This window comes from Pseudomonas sp. MWU12-3088 (assembly GCF_023242405.1).
In the GTDB taxonomy this organism is placed as follows: Bacteria; Pseudomonadota; Gammaproteobacteria; order Pseudomonadales; family Pseudomonadaceae; genus Aquipseudomonas; species Aquipseudomonas kribbensis.
This window is the reverse complement of sequence record NZ_JALJEA010000001.1, coordinates 790,667-815,877: the sequence shown is the minus strand read 5'-3', so window position 1 is coordinate 815,877 and position 25,211 is coordinate 790,667. Positions and strand designations below refer to the sequence as shown.

Genomic DNA, 25,211 nt, shown 5'->3' with positions numbered 1-25,211 from the left:
CCGATCCCCCACGATTTTTGCCGTGCCGGGACACATCATTTTTCAGAAGGAATGCACAGTGAGAATGATCTCCCGGATGTTGGTCTCGGGCGTTGCGATTGCCGTCCTCGGCACCCTGGCCGGCTCGCTTTCCGGTTGCGCCACCGAAAGCTCCCGCGCATTGCCGGTGGCCAAGGTGGAAAGCGCCACTCAGGCCTGGACCGGTGTCCGTATCCCGATGGCCGTGGGCAAGTTCGACAACCGTTCGAGCTACATGCGCGGAATCTTCTCCGACGGCGTCGACCGTCTCGGCGGTCAGGCCAAGACCATCCTGATCACTCACCTGCAGCAGACCAACCGTTTCTCCGTGCTCGACCGCGACAACATGGGCGAGATCCAACAGGAGGCGGCGATCAAGGGCCAGGCCCAGCGTCTGAAAGGTGCCGATTACGTGGTCACCGGTGACGTCACCGAGTTCGGCCGCAAAGAGACCGGCGATCATCAACTGTTCGGCATTCTCGGCCGTGGCAAGACCCAGGTCGCCTACGCCAAGGTCAACCTGAACATCGTCAACATCAGCACTTCCGAAGTGGTGTATTCGACCCAGGGCGCCGGCGAATACGCCTTGTCCAACCGCGAAATCATCGGCTTCGGCGGCACCGCTGCCTATGACTCCACCCTCAACGGCAAAGTCCTCGATCTGGCCATGCGCGAGGCGATCAATCGCCTGGTTGATGGCATGAACGCCGGCGCCTGGAAACCGGGCAACTGATAGACGCCCATCGCAAGGAGCAACACACCATGAATCTGTCCCTGTCCCGGCCGCTGATGGCCATGACACTGGCCGCCAGCGCCTTGCTGGCCGGTTGCAGCAGCCCGCAAACCCTGTACCAGTGGGAAGGCTACCAGCCACAAGTCTACGAATACTTCAAAAGCGAAACGCCGAAAGAGGCCCAGGCCGAAGCGCTGGAAGCCGATCTGCAAAAGATCCGCGCCAGTGGCAAGCCTGTACCGCCGGGTTACCACGCACACCTCGGTCTGCTGTACCTGAGCATGGGCAAGGACGATCAGATGGTGCAGCAATTGCGCACTGAGAAGACCCTGTTCCCCGAATCCGGCACCTACATGGACTTCTTGCTCAAGAACGCCAAGACCGGAGACGCCAAATGATCTCCCGTGCCTTGAAACTGCTGGCCGCCGGCCTGGCGCTGACCGTTCTCGGTGGCTGCGTCGCACCGAAAACCGTGGACTATTCGGCGTACAAGCAAGCGCGTCCGAAGTCCATTCTGGTGCTGCCGCCGCTGAACACCTCGCCGGACGTCAAGGCGTCCTACAGCCTGTTGTCGCAAGTGACGTTCCCGCTGGCCGAGGCCGGTTATTACGTGCTGCCGATCACGCTGGTCGACGAGACGTTCCGCCAGAACGGCCTGACCACGCCGGATGACATCCATCAGGCGCCGGTCAACAAGCTGCAGGAAATCTTCGGTGCCGACGCGGCGCTGTACATCACCGTCAGCGAGTACGGCACGCGCTACATGGTGATCAGCAGCGAAACCGCCGTGACCGCCAGCGCCAAACTGGTGGACCTGAAAACCGGTGCGACCCTGTGGACCGGTGCGGCCCGGGCGTCGAGCGAAGAGGGCGGCAACAACAGCGGCGGCGGCCTGATCGGCGCACTGATCACCGCTGCGGTAAAACAGATCGTCAACAGCTCCACCGATGCCGGCTACCCGATTGCCGGTGTGGCCAGCAATCGTCTGCTGTCGGCCGGACATCCGGCAGGCCTGCTGTACGGGCCACGGTCGCCGAAGTACGGCACTGACTGATCGACCTGTCACGGCGGCCCACCTCGGTGGGCCGCTTTTTATTTGCCAGGCCAGAACCGCTCGCCACCTCCCGGTGCCTCCGTCCACGCTTGCAACGAGCGGGTCGGCAGATCGAAGTAATCCCGGGTCCGCGCATAACCATGGCCGCCCATGCGCCCGATCGCATCCAGCCCCAATTGATCGATGTACAGGGTTTTCGGGTCGATCAACTCGTCGCGCACATGCGCCATCAATACCTCGCCAAAAATGATCTCCCGCGACTGGCCGATGTTCAGCGCCATCATCCGCCGACACTCCAGCGCCACCGGCGCTTCGCCGATTCGCGGGCATTTGACCGAAGTGCCGGGGATTGCCGTCAGGCCTGCTGCGGTCAACTCATCGAAGCCCGGCGCGAACGGCACGGCGCAGACGTTCATGGCTTCCACCAGTGCATCGTTGACGATGTTGACGGTGAATTCCTGGTTCATCTGGATATTGCGCGTGGTGTCCTTGGGGCTCTGGTCGCCGTAGTTTTCGACACCGAGCGCGAGAATGGGCGGATCCGCCGACAGCGCATTGAAGAAGCTGAACGGCGCGGCGTTGACCCGGCCTTCACCGTCGATGGTGGTGACCAGAGCAATCGGGCGCGGCACCACGCTGCCGATCAGGATCTTGTACTTTTCCCGTGGACTCAGTTGGCTGAAGTCGAAGCTGTGCATGGCAGTGTTCTCTAAAGTAGTGGATCAATGGCGCTCAGTGGCGCCTCGGCGCTGTAGTCGTCGGCGAACGGAATGGCTGGCCGGAACAGGGTTTTCCAGTCCGGTCGGCCAAAAGCCCGGTCGCTGTGGCTGCGCATCAGTTTTTCGTATTGGCGTTGGGCCTGGCGTTGCAGGGCCGGGTAGTCGACGCTGTTGACCTGACCGTCGTGCATTACGCAGCGACCGTCGATGTAACTGGCGATGCAGTCGTCGCCGCGCCCGGCCAGCAGCAGATTTTTCAGTGGGTCGAACAGCGGGCCCAAATGCAGACCGCGCAGGCTGAACACGGTGATATCGGCTTTGGCCCCCGGTGCCAGACGCCCGAGATCGTCACGACCCAGCGCCTTGGCACCGCCGAGGGTCGCGGCGTTGTACAGGTCGAGGCTGCTGGTCAGCGGTGGGCCGCCCTCCATCAATCGGGCGATGTTCAAACCGTGGCGCATGTTGGCCAGCAAGTCCGCCGGCCAGGTGTCGGTGCCGAGGGCGAAGTTGATGCCCTTGGCCCGATAACGGCCAAACGAATTCAGCGCCTCGCCGTCGCGGGCGAACACCAGCGGGCAGTGCACCAGACTCGCGCCGCCGTCGATGACCCGTTGCAGATCGTCATCGCCCGAGGTGTAGATGCCGTGGGGTAACAGGCTGCGCGGGCTGAGCAGGTCGAGTTGCTGCAACCAGCCCAGCGGCGAGGTGCCGCGCAATTGCTCGACCATCGCGACTTCACTGGTGGCCTGACAGCAATGCAGACGCATCGGTGCATTCAGTTCGCGGCTCAATGCAGAGGTGCGTTGCAGCAGTGTCGGGGTGCAGGTCTGGATTCGATCCGGCAATAGTGCGCCGCGAATCCGTCCGCCATGGGCACCGTCGTAATCCTTGAAAAACCGTTTGGCCGCGTCCAGCCCGGCCAGACCCCGCGTCTCATCCCAGTGATGGGCAAGGCTGCCGTCGGCGCGCCAGTAACTCATACCGCTCATGTAGCAGGGGCCAAGGTACGTGCGCAGCCCCAGTTCGCCCGCCACGTCGGCGACGGCGGCGAACTCGTCGTAGGTCTCCGCCCATTCGCGGTAATACATCGAAGTGATCGGCATCGCCGTGGTGATGCCGTTGCGGATCAACTGGGTGAAGGCGTAGCGGTATTTGAAGACTTCTTCTTCCGGGTTGAACGACTCACGCGGGCCGGCCGCCAGATACTCCGCCGACCACATCCGGCCCATGGCGCGTTCATCGCCGTTGTCCAGGGTCAGCACGGTGGAATCGAGATCGCCGAGGGCATCGAGGTCGATGAAGCCGGGGCCGATCAGTGCATTGCCGTAGTCGATCCACTGATCCACCGGCCCTTGGTAACCGCGCCCGACAAACTCGATCCGCGAGCCGGCAAACACCACTTCGCCGTCGCGCCACAGAACATGTCGCGTGCCGTCGAAGCCGACCACGCAACCGGCCTTCAGGCCGATCCGTTTCACAGACGGCTGCCCAGCAAGCGACCGCCGCTGGCGATCAGTTCACCGCCGCGATAGACCTGACGCACAGGCCGCGCGACCACAGCTTCACCGAGGGTTTCGACGGGCATCAGCAGAAAGTCCGCAGGCTTGCCGATGGCGAAGCCGTAATCTTCGATTCCTAATGCCTGCGCACCGTTCACGGTCGCCGCGTCGAACGCCGCCGCCAGTTCATCGTCCTTGCCCAGGTCGAAACGGAATGCCAGAAGCATCGCCCGTTCGAGCATGTCGCCATTACCCATCGGCGACCACGCATCGCGGATGCCGTCGGAGCCGAGGCACACGTTGACCCCGGTCTCGCGCAACGCCAGGAATGGCGGAACGGCACAGTCGGCCGGCGCCGAACTCATCAGCGAAATGCCAAGTGCAGCAAGGCGTTCGGCGACGGGTTTGACCTGGCTCCACGGCAACATGCCGAGGCAATAGGCGTGGCTGATCATCACCCGGTTCTGCAGGTTGAAACGCTCGGTGTAATCCGCGATCCGGGCAATCTGCCACAGGCCCAGTTCGCCTTTGTCGTGCAGGTGAATATCGACGCCACGCTGAAATTCGCCGGCCAGTTTGAACACGAAGTCCAGTTGCGCAATCGGGTCGTTGTCGATGCCGCAGGGGTCGAGTCCACCGACGTTTTCCACGCCCAGCGCCATGGCCTCGCGCATCAGTTCGGCGGTGCCGGGGCGGCTGATCAGACCGGTTTGCGGGAACACCACCAGTTGCAGGTCGATCAGATCGTTGTAGCGTTCGCGCAGTTGCTGCATGGCTTCGACGTGGCGCAGGCCGAATTCCGGGTCGATGTCGACATGGCAACGCATGGTCAGCGAACCCCGGGCGATGCAGTTTTCCAGCAACGCGCCGGCGCGTTCGGCGATCGGCGCTTTCACTTCGCGCAACACGCGGCGCTCGTTGCTGATGTAGTCCTTGAGCGTCGGGCCGGCGCTGTTCGGGCGCCAGGGCTGGCCGTACAGGGTCTTGTCGAGGTGAACGTGGCTTTCCACCAGCGGGGCGGTGAGTAGCTGGTTCTGGCCGTCGATGTCGGTGGCGGCCAATGGAGCATTGGAGGCCGGGCGGCGTTGGGTGAATTTGCCGTTTTCGATCAGCAGGTCTTCGGCGGGGGCGCCGTAGGGGCGGATGTTTCTGAGCCAGCGGGGGTGGGACATTTCATACCTCTGTTTCTATGTTGTCTGGGCGGTCTCATCGTCGGAGTGCCGCCCGGAGCAGGTTCGCTCCCACAAGGTGAGCGCATTTCAATGTGGGAGCGAGCCTGCTCGCGATGGCCGCGACGCGGTCTTGAGTCAGGCAATCAGCCTTTGAGCTTCGACCAGATCCGATCCTGCAGCTCCCGCGCCTTGTTGCTGCATTCCTTCTCCGGCCGCAGGCGCGAGGCGTATTCCTCGGGCATGTTGATCGCGTCCATGACTTTCCATTTCGCATCCAGCAACTGATCGCTCTGAATGCCGTTGGCATAGGCAATCGCGTTGGACACGGCAGCGGCGTTCTCGGGTTTCATCATCCAGTCGATGAAGACCTTTGCGTTGCCCGGATGCGGTGCGCTTTTCGGTACGGCGAAGTTGTCCTGGAACATCGCCACGCCTTCACGCGGGTACACGTACTTGATGGTGTTCTTCTGCAAGGTGGCGCGGGCCGTCGAGCCGTTCCAGTTCTGCATCATGATCACTTCGCCCGAGGCCATGCGGTCGACGGTGTTGTCGGAGCTGTACATCTTCAGTAACGGTTTCTGCTTTTGCAGCAGCTCGAGGATGCGCTTGGCGTCCTGCGGGTTTTCCGTGCATTCGTCGACATTCAGGTAATGGCTGGCGGCATTGATCACGCTGCTGGAGGTGTCGAGGGCGGCGAGTTGGCCTTGCAGTTCCTTGCGTGGCTCGAAGAACTCTTTCCACGAGTCGTCGAGCTTGCCCCCCGGCACCCGGGCGCTGTCATAGGAGAACCCGGTGGTGCCCCACAGGTACGGCGCCGAATATTTGCGCCCCGGATCGAAGCTCGGGTCGCGGAACGGGCCTTTGACGTACTGGAAATTGCTCAGGGTCGGGGTGTCGATTTCCAGCAGCAGATCCTGCTTGATCAGCGTCTGCATGATCGACTGCGACGGCACGATCACGTCATACGCCGCGCCGCCGGCCTGCAGCTTGGCGAGCAGGGTTTCGTTGCTGTCGTAGCCGTCCATGGTGACCTTGATTCCGGTCTCCTTTTCGAACTTGGCCAGCAGGTCCACCGGGTAGTAATCGGTCCAGTTGTAGAAAAACAGCTCCTTGGGCTCGGCGGCGTGGGCGCCGAACGCGGTGAAACAACTCAGGGCCAGACCGGATACTGCCAGACGCATGTTTTTGACTTTCATGAGCGCGCTCCAGGTTTATTGTTGTTTGCCGCGTTGGCCGAGCCAGAAGGCCAGCACCACGAGAACGATGGAAATCACCAGCATCAGGGTCGAGATCGCGTTGATCTCCGGCGTCACGCCAGCCTTGATCGCCGAGAAGATGTACACCGGCAACGTCGTCGAACCGGGGCCGGCGACGAAGAAGGTCATGATGAAATCGTCGAGACTGACCACGAACGCCAGCACCGAACCGGACAACACCGCCGGCCACAGCAGCGGCAAGGTCACGCGGCGGAATACCTGCCATGGATTGGCGTACAGATCGTTGGCGGCCTCCAGCAGGCTCTTGTCCAGATCGTTGAGCCGTGCGCGGATCGGCAGGTAGGCGAACGGAATGCAGAAGCCGATGTGCGCAACGATCACCGTCATCAGGCCGAGCTTGATCCCCAGCGCCATGAACAGCAGCAGGGTCGCCACGGCGGTGACGATCTCCGGCAGGATCAGCGGCAGGTTGATTCCGCCCTCGACCATTTTCTGCCCGTAGAACGGCCGGTAAGTCGCCAGCGCCGCCAGCAGCGCAATTGCCGTCGCGCACACGGTGGCGATGGTCGCGACGATGATCGAGTTCAGCGCCGCCGTCTGGATCGACGGGTTGGCCAGGATCCGCCCGTACCAGGCGAACGAGAACTCGGTCCACACCGTCGCCGAGCGGTTGGCGTTGAAGCTGTAGACGATCAACACCAGGATCGGCACGTACAGGTAGGCGAGGATCAGCAGGCTGATTTCCCGGGTCGCCGGGAGTTTTTTCAGGTGCAGAGAGATCATGCTTTCGCTCCCCGGTTCAGGGTTTTCGCCGCGCTGCGGCTGTAGAGGGCGTAGAGCACCAGCGACAACAGCAGAATCCCCAGCAACAGGAACGACAGCGAGCTGCCCAGCGGCCAGTTGCGCGCGGTGCCGAACTGCTGCTGGATCAGGTTGCCGATCATCAGGGTCTTGCCGCCGCCGAGGATCGCCGGGGTGATGAAGGCGCCGAGGCTCGGCACGAACACCAGCAACGCACCGGCAATCACCCCGGGCATCGACAGCGGCAGGATGATCCGGCGCAGCGCGTGCCAGCGGTTGGCGCCCAGGTCATAGGCGGCTTCCACCAGGCGCCAGTCGAGTTTTTCCAGGGTCGAGTAGATCGGCAGAATCATGAACGGCAGGAAGCTGTAGACCAGACCGACGCTGACCGCGAAGTCGTTGTAGAGCAGGGTGATGCCGCCGGCGCTCGGGAACAGCGCGTTAAGGCTTTGGGCGACCCAGCCCTGTTCGCGCAGGATGATCAGCCACGCGTAGTTGCGGATCAGCAGGTTGGTCCAGAACGGAATGGTGATGAGCAACACCATCAGGTTGCGCCGGCGCGGGGTCAGGCTCGACATCCACAACGCCACTGGAAAACCGAACAGGAAGCACAACAGCGTGGTGCCACCGGCCTGGAACACCGAGCGCAACAGTGCCTGGGCGTAGACCCAGTTCAGCTCCAGTTCGCCGTCGAAACCTTCCTGGAAAAACAGCTGCACGTAACTCTGCAGTTGCCATTGGGCCTGCCAGTCGACGCCGCCGTAGGTGTTGCGCGGCAGCAGGCTGATGTAACCCATGATCCCCAGCGGGATGGCGATCAGGGCAAGCAGGGTCAACACCACCGGGCTGAGCAACAGCGCACGGTTGAGGGAGGGGGAAGTGCTGCTGACGCTCATCTCAGGCCTCCATCAACAGGCAGGCCTGGGGCGGCAGGTGCACCGCCACGGGCTCGCCGACCGCGCGACACGCGCTCAGGCCTTCGTTGTTTTCCCGCAGCATGACTTTGATGTCGTTGTTCAAGCGGCACTGGTACAGGGTCGCGGTGCCGACATACAGCACGGCCTCGATCACCCCGCGCAGATGATGGGGCTGATCCGCCGTGACCAGTTGCGAACGCTCGGGACGAAACGCCAGTTGCACGCTGCTGCCATTGACGCCTTGTGGCGGGCAGGGGATTTCCACCGGCATGCCGTTGGGCACGAAGAGGTTCTGGTTGTGCTCGCCACGCTTGAGCTGGCCGGGGAGGAAATTGATGTCGCCGATGAACTGGGCGACGAACCGGTGCTGCGGGCGTTCATAGATGTCGGTCGGGGTGCCGATCTGCAGGATCTTGCCGGCAGACATCACCGCAATCCGGTCGGACAGGGTCAGGGCTTCTTCCTGATCGTGGGTGACAAAGATGAAGGTGATCCCGGCTTCCTGCTGCACGCGCTTGAGTTCGACCTGCATTTCCTTGCGCAGCTTCAAATCCAGCGCCGACAGCGGCTCATCGAGCAACAACACTTTTGGCTTCGGCGCGAGAGCCCGGGCCAGAGCCACGCGTTGCTGCTGGCCGCCGGACAATTCCGCCGGTTTGCGCCCGGCCAGGTGCTCCATTTGCACCAGCGCGAGCATCTCGTCGACCCGTCCGGGGATCGTCTTGCGATCAAGACCCTGCATCTCGAGGCCGAAGGCGATATTCTGCGCGACACTCATGTGCGGAAACAGCGCGTAACTCTGGAACACGGTGTTGACCCGACGCTTGAACGGCGGCAGGTGATTCACGGTTTCGCCCGCCAGACGGATCTCGCCGTCGCTGACGTGTTCGAATCCGGCGATGGTGCGCAGCAAGGTGGTTTTGCCGCAGCCCGAGGGGCCGAGCAGGGTGAAGAACTCATTGTCGGCGATGTTCACCGAGACATTGTCGAGGGCTGGCGCGAGGCCGGGATCGTCGGAGTACCGTTTGGAGACATTACGCACTTCAATTGCTATTGGTTGACCCATAATGGTGCAATCCTCTAATTATTGTATGCAATATCTGAATGCAATTTAGAAATACCCGGATTAATCTGCTTGTGCAACCCCCATTTCCCTGGCTGAGTCTTTCGCCGGGTCGCGTTGCCAGCATCGAAGGAGCTTTCAAATGACCGAAAAGAAAACGGAAACCACGGTCGACCGCGTCTACCAAGGGGTTTACGAGGCGATCAGCAAGCGTTCGCTGCGTCCGGGGATGAAACTGGGTGAGGCGTCGCTGGCGGAATTGTTCAATGTCAGCCGCACGTCGGTTCGCGCCGCGCTCAAGCAACTGGAGGCCGACGGACTGGTCACCACCGAGCCCAATAAAGGTGCGTCGGTGTCGCTGCCCAGTGATGAAGAGATCCGTTCGCTGTTCGAAACCCGGCGCCTGATCGAAATCGGCATCGTCACCGAGCTGTGCCGGCGCAAGGACTCTGCCGCGATGCAGGACCTGCGCGAGCATTTGCTGCTGGAAGATGAAGCCCATGCGGCCGGCGACCACGAGCGGCTGATTCACCTGCTCGGCGAATTCCACCTCAAACTGGCCCGCAGCCTGAACAACCCGGTGCTGCTCGACTGGTTCCAGAAGCTGATTTCCCGCGCTTCGCTGTATGCTGCCGCGCTGGATGACGACAGCCACGAAGCCTGCCGCGACGACGAGCACCTGCGATTGATCGAGTACATCGAGGCCGGTAACCAGAGCGCCGCCATCGAACTGACCTGCATGCACCTGGACGGCATCCAGAAGGCGATTCTCGACGTCGCTGCGAAGCTCAAGACCGGCTACCACCCGCTCAAACACCTGATCGAAGTCTGAGCGTCGGGCAAGGGTGAAATCGGCTATACCTCTAATGAAACCATCGTTGCCCGGTGCGCTCGAAACAGACGGGCGCGACGCTTGAACGCGCAGCGATTGAACCGGATCAACCACAAGGCGTTGAAGCAGCCAATGCAGTTTTTATCCGATAGCCATGGGTGTGACGGCTGGCAAGGCGAGATGGCCGGGCGAATCCGTGCGTTCGACTGGAGCGGCACGGATCTGGGGCCCCTCGAAACCTGGCCGGCCAGCCTGTGCAACACGGTGCAACTGATGCTCGCCTCGCCGTTGCCGATGGTCATGCTCTGGGGCTACGCCGGTTACATGATCTACAACGATGCCTATTCGCGCTTTGCCGGCGGGCGTCATCCGTACCTGCTCGGTGTGCCGGTGGAACTGGGCTGGCCGGAAGTCGCCGACTTCAACCGGCATGTGGTCGACACCTGCCTGGCGGGTGGCACCCTGGAATATCGCAACAAGGATCTGGTACTGCTGCGCGACGGCGTGCCCGAAGATGTCTGGCTCGACCTCTATTACAGCCCGGTGGCCAACGACGCCGGGGTTCCGGCAGGCGTGATGGCGATGGTGGTGGAAACCACCGAACTGGTGCTGTCCGAACGCCTGCGCCAGGCCGCCGAAGACGCCTATCGTGCCGACAACGAGCGAGTGCGTCTGGCGCTGAACGCCGGGGCATTGCTCGGTTCGTTTGTCTGGGACGTGAGAAACAACGTGTTGTCGGCGGACGAGCGCTTCGCCCGGACCTTTTCATTCCCCCCGGATCAGGACCTGACCAACCTGCCGCAGCACATTGCCGAAGCGCACATTCATCCCGATGACCGCCCTTGGGTGCAGGAGTGCGTCGAAAACTCGGTGCGCACCGGCGAGCCCTACAACGCCGAGTACCGGGTGATCCGCGCCGACGGCAGCCATCTGTGGGTGCTGGCCAGCGGCTGTTGCGAGTTCGATGAACGAGGCCAGCCGTACCGTTTCCCCGGGGTACTGATCGACATCCATGAACGCAAGACCGCTGAAGAGTCCCTGCTCAAATTCACCCGCAACCTTGAGCAGCGCGTGGCTGATGAAGTGGAAGCACGCCTCAACGCCGAAGAGCAATTGCGCCAGTCGCAGAAACTCGAAGCCATCGGCGGCCTTACGGGCGGCGTGGCTCACGACTTCAACAACCTGCTGCAAGTGATCGCCGGCAACCTGCACCTGCTGGCGCGGCACGAGCCGAACAATGCCAACGTGCAACGCCGCGTCAGCGCCTCGCTGGCGGCGGTGGAGCGCGGCGCCAAGCTGTCCTCGCAGCTGCTGGCGTTCGCCCGCCGTCAGCCGCTGTCCCCGGCGGTGTGCGATCCACGGCAAATCTTCGAAGGCGTCGGGGAATTGCTGCAACGGGCACTGGGGGAAACCATTCAGATCGACGTGCAACTGCCCGAAGAACCGTGGCACATCAACGTCGATCGCAATCAACTGGAAAACGCCATTCTCAATCTGGCAATCAACGCCCGGGATGCCATGAAGGGCGAGGGCACCATCGTCCTCGGCGCCGCCAACACGTCGCTGGATCGGGCGTTCTGCGCCGGCAAGGGCATCGTGCCGGGGGATTTCGTTCGGGTCTCGGTCAGTGACAGCGGCGTCGGCATTGCGCCGCATATGCTGGAGCAGGTGTTCGAGCCGTTCTTCACCACCAAGGCCGATGGCCAGGGCACCGGCCTCGGATTAAGCATGGTGTTCGGCTTCGTCAAGCAGAGCGGCGGGCATGTCGAGATTGACAGCCAGGTCGGCGAGGGCACGCGGGTGCAGTTGTATTTCCCGCGCAGTCTGCGGCCACTGATCAATGAGACGCCTGGCGTGCGCCGTCAGCAGGCCGGTGGCAATGAAACCATTCTGGTGGTCGAGGACAACGAAGCCGTGCGCACTTCGGCGGTCGAACTGTTGCGCGAAGAAGGCTACCGCGTGCTGATCGCCGGCAATGGCGACGCAGCCATGCAGATGCTGCTGGAAGGCGCCCGGGTCGACCTGATCTTCACCGACGTGGTCATGCCCGGGCTGATCAAAAGCTCCGATCTGGCGGCGTGGGCCAAGGTGCAAATGCCGCCGGTGGCCGTGCTGTTCACCTCTGGCCACACCCGCGACATCATCTCGCGCAATCACCAGCTCAGCCCCGACACCCATTTGCTCGGCAAGCCTTACGGCCCCGAAGCGTTGTTGCAGATGATCCGCTCCGTGCTCAGTGCCTGAGCTTCGAATCCCCTGACCAAGGCTGGCCAATGACTTCCAAGCGCAGCTCAAATTCCGCCGCCGGCATGGTTCGCGTGCGCGGCGCCCGTGAACACAACCTGAAGAACGTTGATGTCGACATCCCCCGGGATGCGCTGGTGGTGTTCACCGGCGTGTCCGGCTCGGGCAAGTCATCACTGGCGTTCTCCACCTTGTATGCCGAAGCGCAGCGCCGCTATTTTGAATCGGTAGCGCCCTACGCGCGGCGGCTGATCGATCAGGTCGGCGTGCCGGACGTCGACTCCATCGACGGGCTGCCACCGGCAGTGGCGCTGCAACAGCAACGGGGCACGCCCAGTACGCGCTCGTCGGTGGGCAGCGTGACTACGCTGTCGAGTCTGATCCGCATGCTCTATTCCCGTGCCGGCAGTTATCCGCCGGGCCAGCCGATGCTGTACGCCGAGGATTTTTCGCCGAATACGCCGCAAGGTGCCTGCCCGGAATGCCACGGATTGGGTCGGGTCTATGAAGTGACCGAAGCCCTGATGGTGCCCGATCCGGAGCTGACCATCCGCCAGCGCGCCGTGGCCTCCTGGCCGCTGGCCTGGCAGGGGCAGAACCTGCGCGACATCCTGGTGACCATGGGCATTGATGTCGATATTCCCTGGCGCAAGCTGCCGAAAAAGCAGCGCGACTGGATCCTCTTCACCGAGGAAACGCCGACGGTGCCGGTGTACGCCGGGTTGACGCCGGAAGAAACCCGCGCTGCCCTAGAGCGCAAGATGGAACCGAGTTATCAAGGCACCTTCACCGGCGCCCGGCGCTACATTCTGCACACCTTCACCCATTCGCAAAGCGCGCTGATGAAGAAGCGCGTGTCGCAATTCATGCTGGGCAGCCTGTGCCCGTTGTGCGATGGCAAGCGCCTCAAGCGCGAGGCGCTGTCGGTGACGTTTGCCGGGCATGACATCGGCGAGTTGTCGCGGATGCCGCTTCTGCAAGTCGCTGAGGTCTTGAAGCCGGTGGCGGATGCGAGCTGGCTGGAACACGCCGATGAAACCGGCGAAACCCTGACCCACAACCAGACCCGCGAAGCCCGCCAGCAGCGCGTCGCCCATGGCGCCAGCGGTCACTCACACGCGCCGGACGTGCGCCACACGCCCAACCTGTCGCTGGAAAAACGCCTGGCGGCGCAGCGTATTGCCGAGGACTTGCTGGAGCGGGTCAGCACCCTGACCGATCTCGGCCTCGGTTATCTGGCGCTGGAACGCAGTACGCCGACTCTCTCGTCCGGTGAGTTGCAGCGCCTGCGCCTGGCCACGCAACTGGGTTCGCAATTGTTTGGTGTGATTTACGTGCTTGATGAACCCTCCGCCGGTTTGCATCCGGCCGATGGCGAAGCGTTGTTCGAGGCCTTGCAGCGGCTCAAGGCTGACGGCAACAGTGTGTTTGTGGTCGAGCACGATCTGGACACCATGCGCCGCGCCGACTGGTTGATCGATGTCGGCCCGGCGGCGGGTGAAAAGGGCGGGCAGATTCTCTACAGCGGTCCGCCTGCCGGGCTTTCAGCCATCGAGCAATCCCAGACCCGCGCCTATTTGTTCGCCGAACAGCAACGGCCGACCCGCGCTGCGCGCAAACCGTCGGGCTGGCTGAAGCTCGACGGCGTCACGCGCAACAACCTGAACAACCTCAGCGTCGAGTTTCCGCTTGGCTGCTTTACCTCGGTGACCGGGGTCTCGGGTTCGGGCAAGTCGAGTCTGGTCAGTCAGGCGCTGCTGGAGCTGGTCGGGGCGCAGCTCGGTCGCAGCAGTGACGCCGAGCCGGAAGAACTCAATCTGGAAGATGACACGCCGCAAGCCAGTAGCGGCCAGATCAGCGCAGGGCTGGAGTCGATCAAGCGTCTGGTGCAGGTCGATCAGAAACCCATCGGCCGCACACCGCGTTCCAATCTGGCGACCTACACCGGGCTGTTCGACAACGTGCGCAAGCTGTTCGCCGCCACCCCTCAGGCGCAAGAGGCGGGCTACGACGCCGGGCAGTTTTCCTTCAACGTCGCCAAGGGCCGTTGCCCGACTTGCGAAGGCGAGGGCTTTGTCAGTGTCGAATTGCTGTTTATGCCCAGCGTTTATGCGCCGTGCCCGACCTGCCATGGCGCACGTTACAACCCCGAGACGCTTGCGATTCAGTGGCAGGGGTTGAGCATTGCTCAGGTGCTGCAAATGACCGTGGACGAGGCGGTGACGGTGTTTGCCGAGCAACCGGCGATCCGCCGTTCACTGGAGGTGCTGCGCGACATCGGCCTCGGTTACTTGCGTCTCGGGCAACCGGCGACCGAGTTGTCCGGCGGCGAAGCCCAGCGGATCAAACTGGCGACCGAATTGCAGCGCAACCAGCGTGGTGCGACGTTGTATGTGCTGGACGAGCCCACTACCGGGCTGCACCCGCGAGACGTCGACCGCCTGCTGGAGCAACTGGACAATCTGGTGAGCGCAGGGCACACGGTGATTGTGGTCGAGCACGAAATGCGCGTGGTGGCGCAGAGCGACTGGGTGATCGACATTGGTCCGGGCGCTGGAGATCAGGGCGGCAGGATTGTTGTGGCCGGTACACCGCAGAAAGTGGCGGCGAGCAAGAAAAGCCGGACTGCGCCGTTTCTTGTCCGTGCTCTCAGCCGCTAGGCGTAGCGCCTCGAATATTGTCATCGCCAGCAGGCTGGCTCCCACAGGTTTCTGGTGCTTCATGTGGGAGCCAGCCTGCTGGCGATAGCGGTGTATCAGGCGCCGTCGAGCGTGCGGCGCACCTTGTCCAGCAGTTCGCTGATCTGGAACGGTTTGACCAGCATGTCCATGCCGGCGCCGAGAAACACCTGACGGTTGATCGCGGTTTCCGCGTAGCCGGTCATGAACAGTATCGGCAACCCCTCGCGCCAGCCTCGGGCGACGTCCGCCAGTTCGCGACCGCTCATGCGCGGCAGGCCGACGTCGGTCAGCAGCAGATTGATCGACGGATCGTTCTGCAAGCGCTCCAGGGCGGTTTCAATATCGCCGGCCTGGGTGCAGCGATAACCGGCGTCCTCCAGCACTTCGGTGACGAACAGCCGCACCGACGGCATGTCCTCGACAATCAGCACATGCTCGCCGGAACCTTGCGGATCGACCGCTGGCGGCACCAGATCGACGGCCGTCGGGTCGCTGGTGGCCGGCAGCATGATGGTCACTTCGGTACCGCGCCGGGCGACGCTGCGGATGTGTGCATCGCCGCCGGACTGACGGGCGAAACCGTAAATCGTCGATAGCCCCAGACCGGTGCCCTGACCCAATGGCTTGGTGGTGAAAAACGGGTCGAACACCTTGTCGATCAAGCTGTGCTCGATGCCGGTGCCGTCGTCGCGCACCGACAGCGCAACGTAAGAGCCATCGGTCAGATTCGGGTCGCCATGGGAGTACGCCGCATAGGTGCTGACCCAGATATTGCCGCCCTGCGGCAAGGCATCCCGGGCATTGATGACCAGGTTGAGCACGGCGCTTTCCAGTTGAATCGGATCGACCAGGGCGATGGCCGGTTTGGTGGTCAGCTCAAGCTTGAGGGCGATGCGTTCGCCAATGGTGCGCACCAGCAATTCTTCGAGCGAACGCACGTGATCGTTGATGTCCACCGGCCGGGTGTCCAGTGGTTGTTGCCGGGCGAAGGCCAACAGGCGATGGGTCAGCGATGCGGCGCTCATTGCCGAATTCAGCGCGGCGTCGGCGTAGAACTGCACCTTGTCGAGACGGGCATCGGCGACGCGTTTCTGGATCAGTTCCAGGCTGGTGATGATCCCGGTCAGCAGGTTGTTGAAGTCATGGGCGATGCCGCCGGTGAGCTTGCCCAGCGCGTCCATCTTCTGCACTTGCAGCAATTGCGCTTCGGCGCGTACCCGGTCGGCGACTTCCTTGGCCAGTTGCGTGGTGGTGTCGTCCAGTCGCGCCAGGTGCGAGCGTTCGCGGTGACGGTGTTCGGTGACGTCTTCGACGAACACCAGGCTCAGTTCCGGCGTGCGGTACGGGGAAATCTGCCACTGGGTTTCGCGGATTTCGCCCTGCACACGCATGTTCAGCGTGCCTTTCCAGCGTTCGCCGTCCACCAGTCGCAGGCGCAATTCCTTGAGGATGGCGCCCTGATCTTCGGCAAAGCACTCGTCGAGGATCTGCGCGTCGCGGTTGTCCTGGATCAGTTGGGCAAAGGCGTGGTTGCACTCGTGGACTTTCAGGGATGCATCGATGACCGCAATCGGCGCCGAGACATTGACGAAGATTTCCCGGAAGCGCGCCTCGCTTTCGCGCAGGGCATTTTCCGTGTCGCGCACCCGCAGCAGGGTGCGCAAGGTTGCCAGCAGCACGTCCGGGTCCACCGGGTGAATCAGGTAGGCGTCGGCCCCGGCGTCGAGGCCGGTGATGATGTCGCCGGTCTGGATAGACGCCGCCGACACATGGATCACCGGAAGCAGGGCGGTGCCGGGATCGGCGCGCAGTTCACGGACAATATCGAAGCCGCTCATGTCCGGCAGGTTGACGTCGAGAATCAGCGCATCCAGTGCCTCGCCGGCGATCAGCGCCAGGCCTTCGCCGCCGGTGCCGGCCTCCAGCACTTCGTAGCCGTGGCGCTCCAGGCGCCGGCGCAGGGCGTAGCGGGTGGCGACGTTGTCGTCGACGATCAACAGGCGGATGTCATGTTTCATCGACGTTCTCCAGAGCGATCGCCAACGGGATGATCACAAAAAAGGTCGAGCCGACCCCCGGTGCGCTTTCCACCCCGACTTCGCCGCCCAGCAGCGCCGCAAAGCGTTTGCACAGGGACAACCCGAGCCCGGTGCCGCGCAGGCGTTTTTGCAGCGGTGAATCGACCTGGGAGAAGTCTTCGAACAGGGTGCCGTGCAGCTCGGCGGCGATGCCGATGCCGGTGTCGCTGACGGCGAAACGCACTTTGTCCTGGCCTTCAAGCCGTGCCGAGACCCGGACTTCGCCGCGAGTGGTGAACTTCAGCGAGTTGGAGATGAAATTGCGCAGGATCTGCGCGAGCTTCTTGTCGTCGGTGTACAGGCGCGGCAGGCCCACCGGTTCTTCGAAAATCAGGTCCACCGCCGTGGCGTCGACAATCGGCCGGAACATCCCGCGCAACGCCGCGAACAGGTCGAACATGTCGAACCACGCCGGGGAAATGGTGATGCGCCCGGCCTCGATTTTCGCCAGATCCAGCAGGTCGTCGACCATGTCGCTGAGTTCCCGGGCGGCGCTGCTGACGAACGCCACCTGCTTGTGTTGCTCCGGGCTGAGCGGGCCGTCGAGTTCGTCGGCCAGCAAGCTGTTGATGCTCAGGATCGAACCCAGCGGGGTGCGGAATTCGTGGCTCATGTACGACAGGAAGCGGCTTTTCAGGTCCGAGGCCTGGCGCAGTTGCTCGGCCTGGGTGTCGAGCTCGGCATACAGGGCCAGTACGCCCTGATTGGTTTCGTCGAGCTCTTCGCGCAGCGCGGCGGTTTCGCTCTGCAACTGGGCGATCAACGCGCTCTGTTCTGCGCTGCTCAAGGTCGGGGACTCAGCCATGGGCGGCCTCCAGGGCAACGACCAGCACCGTTACATCGTCGCGGCCGCGACAGAAGTCGCGGTGCAGGACGGTGGCTATCACGGCGGGATGGCGATGCACCAGGCCGGGGTAGTCTTGAAGGTTCCAACGGGACTGCAAGCCGTCGCTGTATATGATCAATAGATGTCCATTCACGTGAGCATAGTCAAAGGGCTGGGCTTTTCGGAATTGGGCGCCGACGATCCCCGGGTGCGAGGCCAGTCCACGGGATTTGTCGGCGGTGACGAGGCTGGCGCCGATGTTGCCGATACCCGCGAAGGTCAGGCTGTTGCTCTGGCCATGAAACTGAGCAAATGCTACTGCGCCGCCTCGGGTGCCGATCATTTCCCGGTGCAGTTCTTCCATCAGTAACACCGGGGAAGCAAACGGGCTCAGGGCGAAGGTTTTTTCTCCGGCCCGGGCGGCACGCTCGGCGTCTTCGCCATGGCCGAGGCCGTCGACGATCAGGGCGCTGATATCCGTACTGTTGATTGCCAGGTGCCAGACATCGCCGCACGCCGGGTCGTTGTGCAGTGAATGCTGACTGACGCCGAACCGTAGATCCGGCTGCCGGTCGGTGCGCGGGTACAGCCGTGCCAGCAATACTGCGCCCCGGGCGTCGGCGTAGACATCGAACACCTCGGTCTGGCGCGATACCGCGCCGAGCCCGATGCCCTGAGTGCCGCCCGTGGAGAAACCGTCGGCCATGCAGGCGTCGAGATCAAAACCTCCGGCCCGGTCGACCGAGAGCATTTCAATGCCGAAACCGTCGACCCGCTGCAACACCCGCAGGTGCAATTCGCCGTGCGTCGCATGCTTGAGCACGTTGCTCGCCAGTTCCGTGGCGACCAGCGCGACACGCCCGGCATCGCGCTCATCGAAGTCGTGCTGTTCGGCGAGTTGCTGTGCCGTGCGACGCGCATGGCCGATCTGGCTGAGTTCTTCGATCGGCAACACGCGGGTCAGGCTCCCGCTGATGTTCATGTCCATCGGGTAATCGTGACGCGAGTACCCGCACCGGGCGCGGTGTCCAGTTCGAATTCGTCCACCAGCCGCTTGGCGCCGGTCAGGCCCAGGCCCAGACCGCTGCCGGAAGTCCAGCCATCGGTCATCGCCAGTTTGATGTCGGGAATGCCCGGGCCTTCGTCGCGGAAGATCAGGCGCAGGCCGACCTTGTGGTTGTCGTCGAGGATCTGCCAGTCCATGTCGCCGCCCCCGCCATACACCATGGTGTTGCGCGCCAGCTCGCTGACGGCGGTCACCAGTTTGGTCAGGTCGATCAGGCGCATGCCGCACTCGGTGGCCAGTTTGCGCGCCAGTTGCCGGGCGAGCACCACGTCCTGCTCGATGTTGATCGGTTGCGTACCGCTGCTGCGCACCGTCATTGCTGGCGTACTCGTTCCTGAAGCAGTTTCATGCCGCGCTCGACATTCAGCGCGGTACTGACGCCGGGCAGATTGAGGCCGAGCTCGACCAGGGTGATCGCCACCGCCGGCTGCATGCCCACCAGCATGGTTTCGGCGTCCATGATTTTCGACAGGCCGGAGATGGTGCCGATCATCCGGCCGATGAACGAATCGACCATGTCCAGCGCCGAGATATCGATCAGCACTCCGCGCGCCGAGGTCTTGCTGATGCGCTCGGACAGATCGTCCTGCAGGGTGAGGGCGAGCTGGTCATGCATGTCGACCTGGATGGTCACCAGCAGGAAGTCGCCCATCTGGAGAATCGGGATACGTTCCATCGCTTAAACCGTCTTGGCGAGAGTGATGCCCAGGCGGGTCAGGGCCAGCTTCAAGGCGTCGGCCAGGTTGGCCTTGGTCACCACGCCTTGCAGGTCGAGGCCCAGGTGGACGATGGTCTGGGCAATCTGCGGGCGCACGCCGCTGATGATGCAGTCAGCGCCCATTAGGCGGATTGCGGTGACGGTCTTGAGCAGGTGCTGGGCGACCAGAGTGTCGACGGTCGGCACGCCGGTGATGTCGATGATGGCAATTTCCGAACCGGTGTCGACGATGCGTTGCAGCAGCGATTCCATCACCACTTGCGTGCGTTGCGAGTCGAGGGTGCCGATCATCGGCAGCGCCAGTACGCCGTCCCACAACTTGACCACCGGGGTGGACAGCTCCAGCAGTTCCTCTTGCTGACGCTTGATCACTGCTTCACGGGATTTCTGGAAGGTGCGGATGGTGTGCAGGCCGAAAGCGTCGAGCAGTTCGGAGATTTCCCAGAGTTGTTCGGCGAGCAGGGCCGGTTGATCCTGGTAATGGTTTTGCAGCAAGGCAAACAGCGGGCCTTTGAGCGAGAAAATGAAACTGGCGGTTTGTTGCGAGTCCTGACCGAGCAGGGCACGGCTGTGGGAGAGTTTTTCGAGGAACTGGCGAGTGTTTTCCCAGCCCTGCGCGGCGATGTTGGTGCCGTTGTCGTTTTCCAGACCGCTGATCACCAGTTGCAGGAACTCGCTGGTCTGCTGCTGTACGTCGTGGTCTTTGAGGTTGCGGGTGGCACCGCTGTCGACCAGCCCTCGAGTCCATTCAGCCAGCAGTTGTGCCTGTTTGTTTTTCATCGCATCAAGTGTGCTGTTCTGCAGTGCTGCCATGTGCCTGTTGCTCCGTCGCGAATGAGGGGCCGGTGTGCAGGAAAACGACCGGCGCGAAATGAATGACATTTGCCGTATGAAATAGTTGTTCGTTCCCGCGCGGATATTTTTGACCTGCCGCAAGGAACGTTCCGGTAACTCTAGTCGGCGTGGGTGGCGGCGGAGGTTTTTTGGCGGACTTCGAGGGCAGAAATGAAAGGGCCGCATCCTCTGGATGCGGCCCTTTTGTGCGTTTGGCGTTTATTTGTTCGGGTGTTTGGCCTGCAATTCCTTCGCGGCTGCCAAGTGTTTTTCCAGGCCGGGCAGCATTTTCTGGGCGAAGCCCTTGAGTTCGGTGGCGCCTTTGACCTGGTCGTCGGTCACGGTGTTGGCTTCTTTCTCGAAGAGTTTGATGGCTTCCTCATGAGCCTTGACCTGGTTGTTGGCGTAGGCCGCATCGAAGGATTCATCGCGCATATCGAGGATTTTTTCTTTCGCCTGCTTCACAAGCGTTGTGCTGTCAGGCACTTCGATGTCGTGGGCCTGGGCAATGGCCGCCAATTCATCGTTGGCCTTGCCGTGGTCGGTGATCATCATGTTGGCGAAATCCTTGATGTCCGCCGACTGGCTTTTTTCCAGGGCGAGACGGCTGGCTTCGATTTCGGCGATTCCGCCGGCCGCCGCGTTATCGACAAAACTGTTGGAGGTCGCGGCGAAGGCGCTGCCCATACCGGTGCTCAAGGCGATCGCCAGGGCGAGATGACGCAGATTGAATCCGTCCATTGGTGTTTCTCCACGCAGATGTTTTGGGGGTGTTACTCAATGGAGGGAAGCCTGCGGCGTAAGGTTTTATCGTATTTGCCTCAGGGCGACGAACGGCCACCGCTGGTCTGACAGGTGGTCGACAGAAGGGTACAACCAAGGCCATTCTGGTAATGGCTGACGCAATCGGTCGCGTCGGCTGCCGATCAATTGACGGAGGTGTTCCATGCCGGTGACCCATGACCTGTATCAGGACTTGAAACTTACGAAGGAAGAGATCCAGCAACGACGCACCGAGGATCCACATCTGGACGCACTGATCAACAAGTATTCCCAGGCGGACGCCGAGGTCGTCAAGGCCGAGACGGCAGCCTCGGACGCGCCCAGTGATGACGCACTGAAGAAACTCAAAGAGAAACGCTTGCAGGTCAAAGACAAGATCGTCGAGCAATTGCAGGCTCGAACCTGACCGTCAGTCGCGCCATCGACCTTCGATGGTGCACGACTGGAACGACAGCCACGACGGGCACCTCGAATGTACAGAGTCTTCAATCAGCGACTCTTTGCGAGGTGCCTTATGAATCCCAAATTCCCCAGTGAAGAGCAGGGTGCGTTTGACCCGGTTCCCACCCATCCCGAGCCCAACAGTCCGGCGCATACCGTCCGCCATCCGGAAGGAAAGCGGAAGGACGACGAGGTGCCGGAGGATGAAGACCCGGACAAATTCGACCGATCCAGCAATTGACCGTCCGCCATCGCTGGCAAGTCGATACGGTATTCACTTCAAGGCTGCATCCAGCGGCATCCGCGCCATGTGCGTGGCTTTCAGCGAGCCGAAATACAACCAGTCGCCGTACTCGCGCGCGGTGGTGATCGGCGAGTAATTGCCGTCGCTCGCATCCTGCAAGTTCGCGATCACCTTGCCGTCCAGATCCAGCCCCAGCACAAACCCGCGTTTCTCCACCGGTTTGGGCACGACGGTCATCGCCCGCACGATCATCTTGCGCACGAACGGGTGTCCGGCGGTGCCATCGAGCAGCGGATTGCGCGGCGTGTACAGCGCCACCCAGAACCGGTCCCGACCGTTGAACGCGAGGTTGTCCGGCAGCCCCGGCAGGTTGTCGATGAACAGGTCATGGGTGCCGGCCTTCGGCCCGGTCAGCCAGTAGCGGCTGATGCGATAGGCGCCGGTTTCATTGACTAGCACATAGGCGTCTTCCGGGCCGAGGGTCACGCCGTTGGCGAATTCCAGCTTGTCGAGCAGGACGCTGGTCTTGCCGGTCTGGAAGTCATAGCGCAGCAAGCGGCCGTCGCCGCCGTGCTCGATGATCGCCTCACCATCATGGCCGTAACCCCAGCGGCTGGAGGCATCGCTGAAGTAGGCGTAATGCCCGGACTTGTCGATGGCCACATCGTCGGTGAAACCGAACTTCAGGCCATTGGCTTCGGTGGTCAGCGCGGTCAGTCGCCCCTGCGCATCCAGGGACAGCAAGCCCTTGACCCCGTCGGCAATCACCAGCAAACCGTTGGGGTGCCGCGCCAGGCCGAGTGGACGCCCGCCGGTATCGGCAAGTACCTGACGCTGCTGGCCGTCGAGACTGGTGCGCAGCAGGCGCCCGTCATGCAGGCCGGTGATCAGAAAGTCGTCTTCCAGCAGCAGCGCTTCGGGGCCTTCGATATCGCCCGGGCCGACCTGTTTCGCGCTTTTGAGGCGTTGATTGTCCGCGTAAGGGCCTTCGGTCAAGGACGGGGCCGCTTGTGGCTTCCACGCCACCGGCTCGACTTTGGTCGGCATCAGCAACAGGAAGGCCAGAATCAAAATCACCAGCAGCAGGATCAGATGGCGCAGCTTCACACGTGAGCTCCCGCGAGTGCCAGATGCCGGGTTGCCATATCGCGCAAGGCCAGCAACGAGGCCGCCGACTCACGTTCGATGCGGCGTTTGAGCAACAGCTGATTGGCGATGCGCATGCCAAGACTCTCGAACTGGTAATCCAGGGTGCGAACGAACCGAGTCCCGTCGTTATGCGCCGAGCATTCATAAGTCAGCAGCAGGGACAGACCGTGATCGCCCTGGGCCCGGGCACACCAGCGTCGCCCCGGCAGGTACTCGGTGACTTCCCAGCTCAAATGTCCTTCGCGGCCACCGGCATGAATGTCTTCCTCGAAACGGGCTCCGGCATGCAAAGGCCCGGCAGGACCGTCGATTTTCAGCGAGGAAGGGTGCCACTCCGGCCAGCGGCTGACAGTGGCGGCGTAGGCGAGGACGGCAATCGGGTCGCCGGCGATGTCGATTGGATGCTGCATGCGGGTCATGGGCGTTCTCGAATCGGTAAGGGGGACGGGGTCCGGCTCCCAGTAGAGGGTGCCGAACAGGTAATCCATCAACGGCAGGACGATGTTGAAATTGCGCTCCTGCATGCGCTCGCGCCGATGATGCAATTCGTGCAGACGACGCATCTGGCGAATCCACGGCAGACGGCTCAGTGGATGCTTTTCCGGCAAGTGCTCGCAGGCGTGAAACACCTCATAGGTCAAATAACCCAGCACCATGCAGCCGCCGAACAGCCCGGCGACGTTGGCGTTGGCCTGTGCGAACAGCCACCACAGGGGCAGGGTGATCACCAGCGTGTGTACAACGATCAGCCATGCCGGAAACAGGATCACCCGCCAGTCGCGGGCGCTGTCCCAGGTCATGTGGCCGGGGGTGAAGAAACTGTGATGGTCGCCGGCATGGCGGGCGTAGAACATTTTGGCGAAGGCTTTTTTGTGATGCCCGAGGTGGCGGTGCACCACGTACACGCCGAAATTGAAAAACAGCAAGGTCAGCGGCACCGCCAGCCATTCCAGCGGACGAACCTGCTGCACGCTGCTCCAGAACGCGCCGATGGCCAGCACGCCGAACAGCAGCACAAAGGCACCGTGCAGCCACGGGTTGTAAAGCGGATGAATCGCCGCGCGGTAGCGGCTGCGAAATGCCTCGGTGGTCTGCCTCACTGCGGTCACCTGCGGATATTGTCGTTATCCCGGCAGATTAGCCGATCCCGCCGTTTGTGCAGGGTCTACCTTGAGGTCACAACTGCCATGCTCCGGTGCATAGCGGTCGTCAGCTCAACGGATTCCAGCGCTGGGACCAGTCGTCATCGGCCTTGATCACTTCGCGCAGCAGATCGAACGCCTGTTGCAGGGTCGCCGAGTCGCGGTCGCGGGAATAGACGAGGTAGGTCGGATAACCGAACTCCGGTGCCTTGGTCACGACTTCCAGGGCGCCGCTTTCCAGGTAGGTGCGAACGACACGGGTGCGGAAATAGCCGCTGCCACCGTTCTCCAGAATGTATTGCAGGGCCAGCGGGCCGAGGTTGAAGCTCAAGGCAGCCTTGGCTTTCTCCGGCAGTGCAGCATCGTGCTGACGGCGGAAGTCCGTGCCCCAGTCGATGTACACGTAGGGAGCGGGGCGGTTGGGTGTCCGGACCAGAATCAGTTTTTCTTCCAGCACTTGCTCGACCTGCAGGCCCGGCCAGTATTCCGGCTGATAGACCAGCGCGGCGTCGAGCACGCCGAGTTCCAGTTGACGCAGCAGATTCTCGCCGTCGCGGATGTCCATGCGCAGGGCATGGCTGGGGATCTTCTCGCGCAGTTCGGCGGCCCAGCTGAGCATCAACGGGTTGCACAGGCTGACCTCGCCACCGATGTGCAGCACGTTGTCGTAGCCCTCGGGCAGCGGCAGGTCACGGCGCGCGGCTTCCCAGGTCTGCACCAGCTGATTGGCGTAGACCACGAACGCCTCGCCATTGGCAGTCAGCCGCGCACCGGCGCGGTTGCGCACGAACAGCGTGCTGCCCAACTGACTTTCGAGTTTTTGTACGCGGGCGGTGATCGCGGTCTGGGTGACAAACAGCTTTTCCGCCGCTGCCGCGAGGCTGCCGTGGCGGACGATTTCCAGAAAGGTGCGGGCGAGGTCGATGTCCATGGGCGGGCCGGAGATTGAGGTGCCGGCATTGTAAGTCAAAAGCGCCCTC

At 62.4% G+C, this 25,211-nt stretch carries 25 protein-coding genes; 8 read left to right on the top strand and 17 right to left on the bottom strand.

Translation table 11 applies throughout. The annotated features are described in order from the left end of the window. Positions 1–64 precede the first annotated feature (64 nt). From M5B98_RS03705 to M5B98_RS03695, 3 genes are read left to right on the top strand one after another with little or no spacing between them, the layout of a single operon-like run. The gene (locus tag M5B98_RS03705; protein ID WP_167748751.1) at positions 65–751 is read left to right on the top strand and encodes a CsgG/HfaB family protein; all 687 of its coding nucleotides are present in this window, start codon (positions 65–67) and stop codon (positions 749–751) included. Positions 752–780: 29 nt separating this feature from the next. Then, positions 781–1,149, top strand: a complete 369-nt coding sequence (locus M5B98_RS03700) for a DUF4810 domain-containing protein (protein WP_192558170.1) — start codon at positions 781–783, stop codon at positions 1,147–1,149. After that, on the top strand, positions 1,146–1,805 hold the full coding sequence (locus M5B98_RS03695) for a DUF799 domain-containing protein (protein ID WP_192551849.1): 660 nt from the start codon (positions 1,146–1,148) through the stop codon (positions 1,803–1,805). Before M5B98_RS03700 ends, M5B98_RS03695 begins: the two co-directional genes overlap by 4 nt. A gap of 38 nt (positions 1,806–1,843) precedes the next feature. Here M5B98_RS03695 and M5B98_RS03690 read toward each other — a convergent pair whose 3' ends face one another. The 7 genes from M5B98_RS03690 to M5B98_RS03660 form a co-directional block, all read right to left on the bottom strand. Then, positions 1,844–2,503 carry a flavin reductase family protein gene (locus M5B98_RS03690; RefSeq protein WP_114883506.1) on the bottom strand — a complete coding sequence of 220 codons (660 nt, stop codon included), beginning with the start codon at positions 2,501–2,503 and terminating at the stop codon, positions 1,844–1,846. Positions 2,504–2,514: 11 nt separating this feature from the next. Continuing rightward, positions 2,515–4,002 carry an amidohydrolase family protein gene (locus tag M5B98_RS03685; RefSeq protein ID WP_248741854.1) on the bottom strand — a complete coding sequence of 496 codons (1,488 nt, stop codon included), beginning with the start codon at positions 4,000–4,002 and terminating at the stop codon, positions 2,515–2,517. Continuing rightward, on the bottom strand, positions 3,999–5,195 hold the full coding sequence (locus tag M5B98_RS03680; protein ID WP_248741853.1) for an amidohydrolase family protein: 1,197 nt from the start codon (positions 5,193–5,195) through the stop codon (positions 3,999–4,001). Before M5B98_RS03680 ends, M5B98_RS03685 begins: the two co-directional genes overlap by 4 nt. 143 nt (positions 5,196–5,338) lie before the next feature. Beyond that, positions 5,339–6,391, bottom strand: coding sequence for an extracellular solute-binding protein (locus M5B98_RS03675; RefSeq protein ID WP_248741852.1), 1,053 nt, complete (start codon positions 6,389–6,391; stop codon positions 5,339–5,341). Between the two features lie 15 nt (positions 6,392–6,406). After that, on the bottom strand, positions 6,407–7,195 hold the full coding sequence (locus M5B98_RS03670; RefSeq protein ID WP_085695903.1) for an ABC transporter permease: 789 nt from the start codon (positions 7,193–7,195) through the stop codon (positions 6,407–6,409). Continuing rightward, on the bottom strand, positions 7,192–8,109 hold the full coding sequence (locus tag M5B98_RS03665) for an ABC transporter permease (protein ID WP_085710121.1): 918 nt from the start codon (positions 8,107–8,109) through the stop codon (positions 7,192–7,194). Before M5B98_RS03665 ends, M5B98_RS03670 begins: the two co-directional genes overlap by 4 nt. Position 8,110: 1 nt before the next feature. Then, entirely contained in the window at positions 8,111–9,196 is a 1,086-nt protein-coding gene (locus M5B98_RS03660; protein WP_248741851.1) for an ABC transporter ATP-binding protein, read from the bottom strand. A 139-nt stretch (positions 9,197–9,335) separates the two neighbouring features. On the opposite strand from M5B98_RS03660, the gene M5B98_RS03655 reads away from it, so the two are divergent. The 3 genes from M5B98_RS03655 to M5B98_RS03645 all read left to right on the top strand — a co-directional run bounded on the left by M5B98_RS03655 (position 9,336) and on the right by M5B98_RS03645 (position 14,929). After that, positions 9,336–10,025: a GntR family transcriptional regulator gene (locus M5B98_RS03655; RefSeq protein ID WP_085710119.1), complete on the top strand. Its 690-nt coding sequence runs from the start codon at positions 9,336–9,338 to the stop codon at positions 10,023–10,025. A 132-nt stretch (positions 10,026–10,157) separates the two neighbouring features. Continuing rightward, positions 10,158–12,269, top strand: coding sequence for a hybrid sensor histidine kinase/response regulator (locus M5B98_RS03650; protein WP_248741850.1), 2,112 nt, complete (start codon positions 10,158–10,160; stop codon positions 12,267–12,269). A 29-nt stretch (positions 12,270–12,298) separates the two neighbouring features. Continuing rightward, positions 12,299–14,929, top strand: coding sequence for an excinuclease ABC subunit UvrA (locus M5B98_RS03645; protein ID WP_248741849.1), 2,631 nt, complete (start codon positions 12,299–12,301; stop codon positions 14,927–14,929). Between the two features lie 95 nt (positions 14,930–15,024). Here the strand turns inward: M5B98_RS03645 and M5B98_RS03640 are convergent, their stop codons facing one another. From M5B98_RS03640 to M5B98_RS03610, 7 genes are all read right to left on the bottom strand, one after another. Further along, positions 15,025–16,968 (bottom strand): response regulator, encoded by a 1,944-nt coding sequence (locus tag M5B98_RS03640; RefSeq protein ID WP_248741848.1) that lies wholly within the window; start codon positions 16,966–16,968, stop codon positions 15,025–15,027. Then, positions 16,958–17,833, bottom strand: a complete 876-nt coding sequence (locus M5B98_RS03635; protein ID WP_248741847.1) for a sensor histidine kinase — start codon at positions 17,831–17,833, stop codon at positions 16,958–16,960. Before M5B98_RS03635 ends, M5B98_RS03640 begins: the two co-directional genes overlap by 11 nt. Continuing rightward, complete coding sequence (locus M5B98_RS03630) at positions 17,826–18,836, bottom strand: ATP-binding protein (protein ID WP_248742167.1); 1,011 nt, start codon at positions 18,834–18,836, stop codon at positions 17,826–17,828. The genes M5B98_RS03635 and M5B98_RS03630 overlap by 8 nt, the downstream gene beginning before the upstream one ends. Continuing rightward, positions 18,833–19,237, bottom strand: a complete 405-nt coding sequence (locus M5B98_RS03625) for an anti-sigma regulatory factor (RefSeq protein ID WP_248741846.1) — start codon at positions 19,235–19,237, stop codon at positions 18,833–18,835. The genes M5B98_RS03630 and M5B98_RS03625 overlap by 4 nt, the downstream gene beginning before the upstream one ends. Continuing rightward, complete coding sequence (locus tag M5B98_RS03620) at positions 19,234–19,596, bottom strand: STAS domain-containing protein (RefSeq protein WP_007959463.1); 363 nt, start codon at positions 19,594–19,596, stop codon at positions 19,234–19,236. The genes M5B98_RS03625 and M5B98_RS03620 overlap by 4 nt, the downstream gene beginning before the upstream one ends. A 3-nt stretch (positions 19,597–19,599) precedes the next feature. Next, positions 19,600–20,451, bottom strand: a complete 852-nt coding sequence (locus M5B98_RS03615; RefSeq protein ID WP_248741845.1) for an STAS domain-containing protein — start codon at positions 20,449–20,451, stop codon at positions 19,600–19,602. A 240-nt stretch (positions 20,452–20,691) separates the two neighbouring features. Next, a complete protein-coding gene (locus M5B98_RS03610; RefSeq protein WP_248741844.1) occupies positions 20,692–21,213 on the bottom strand; it encodes a DUF4142 domain-containing protein in 522 nt (173 codons plus the stop codon). A gap of 205 nt (positions 21,214–21,418) precedes the next feature. Between M5B98_RS03610 and M5B98_RS03605 the strand changes: the two genes are divergently transcribed. Further along, on the top strand, positions 21,419–21,661 hold the full coding sequence (locus M5B98_RS03605) for a YdcH family protein (RefSeq protein WP_085710111.1): 243 nt from the start codon (positions 21,419–21,421) through the stop codon (positions 21,659–21,661). A 108-nt stretch (positions 21,662–21,769) separates the two neighbouring features. Further along, on the top strand, positions 21,770–21,937 hold the full coding sequence (locus M5B98_RS03600; RefSeq protein ID WP_248741843.1) for a hypothetical protein: 168 nt from the start codon (positions 21,770–21,772) through the stop codon (positions 21,935–21,937). Positions 21,938–21,970: 33 nt separating this feature from the next. On the opposite strand, the gene M5B98_RS03595 is transcribed toward M5B98_RS03600, so the two are convergent. From M5B98_RS03595 to M5B98_RS03585, 3 genes are all read right to left on the bottom strand, one after another. Further along, positions 21,971–22,987, bottom strand: coding sequence for an SMP-30/gluconolactonase/LRE family protein (locus tag M5B98_RS03595; RefSeq protein WP_263859850.1), 1,017 nt, complete (start codon positions 22,985–22,987; stop codon positions 21,971–21,973). A gap of 56 nt (positions 22,988–23,043) precedes the next feature. Further along, positions 23,044–24,189, bottom strand: coding sequence for an SRPBCC family protein (locus M5B98_RS03590; RefSeq protein ID WP_248741841.1), 1,146 nt, complete (start codon positions 24,187–24,189; stop codon positions 23,044–23,046). Between the two features lie 109 nt (positions 24,190–24,298). Continuing rightward, positions 24,299–25,162 carry a LysR family transcriptional regulator gene (locus tag M5B98_RS03585; protein ID WP_085710108.1) on the bottom strand — a complete coding sequence of 288 codons (864 nt, stop codon included), beginning with the start codon at positions 25,160–25,162 and terminating at the stop codon, positions 24,299–24,301. Between the last annotated feature and the right edge of the window lie 49 nt (positions 25,163–25,211).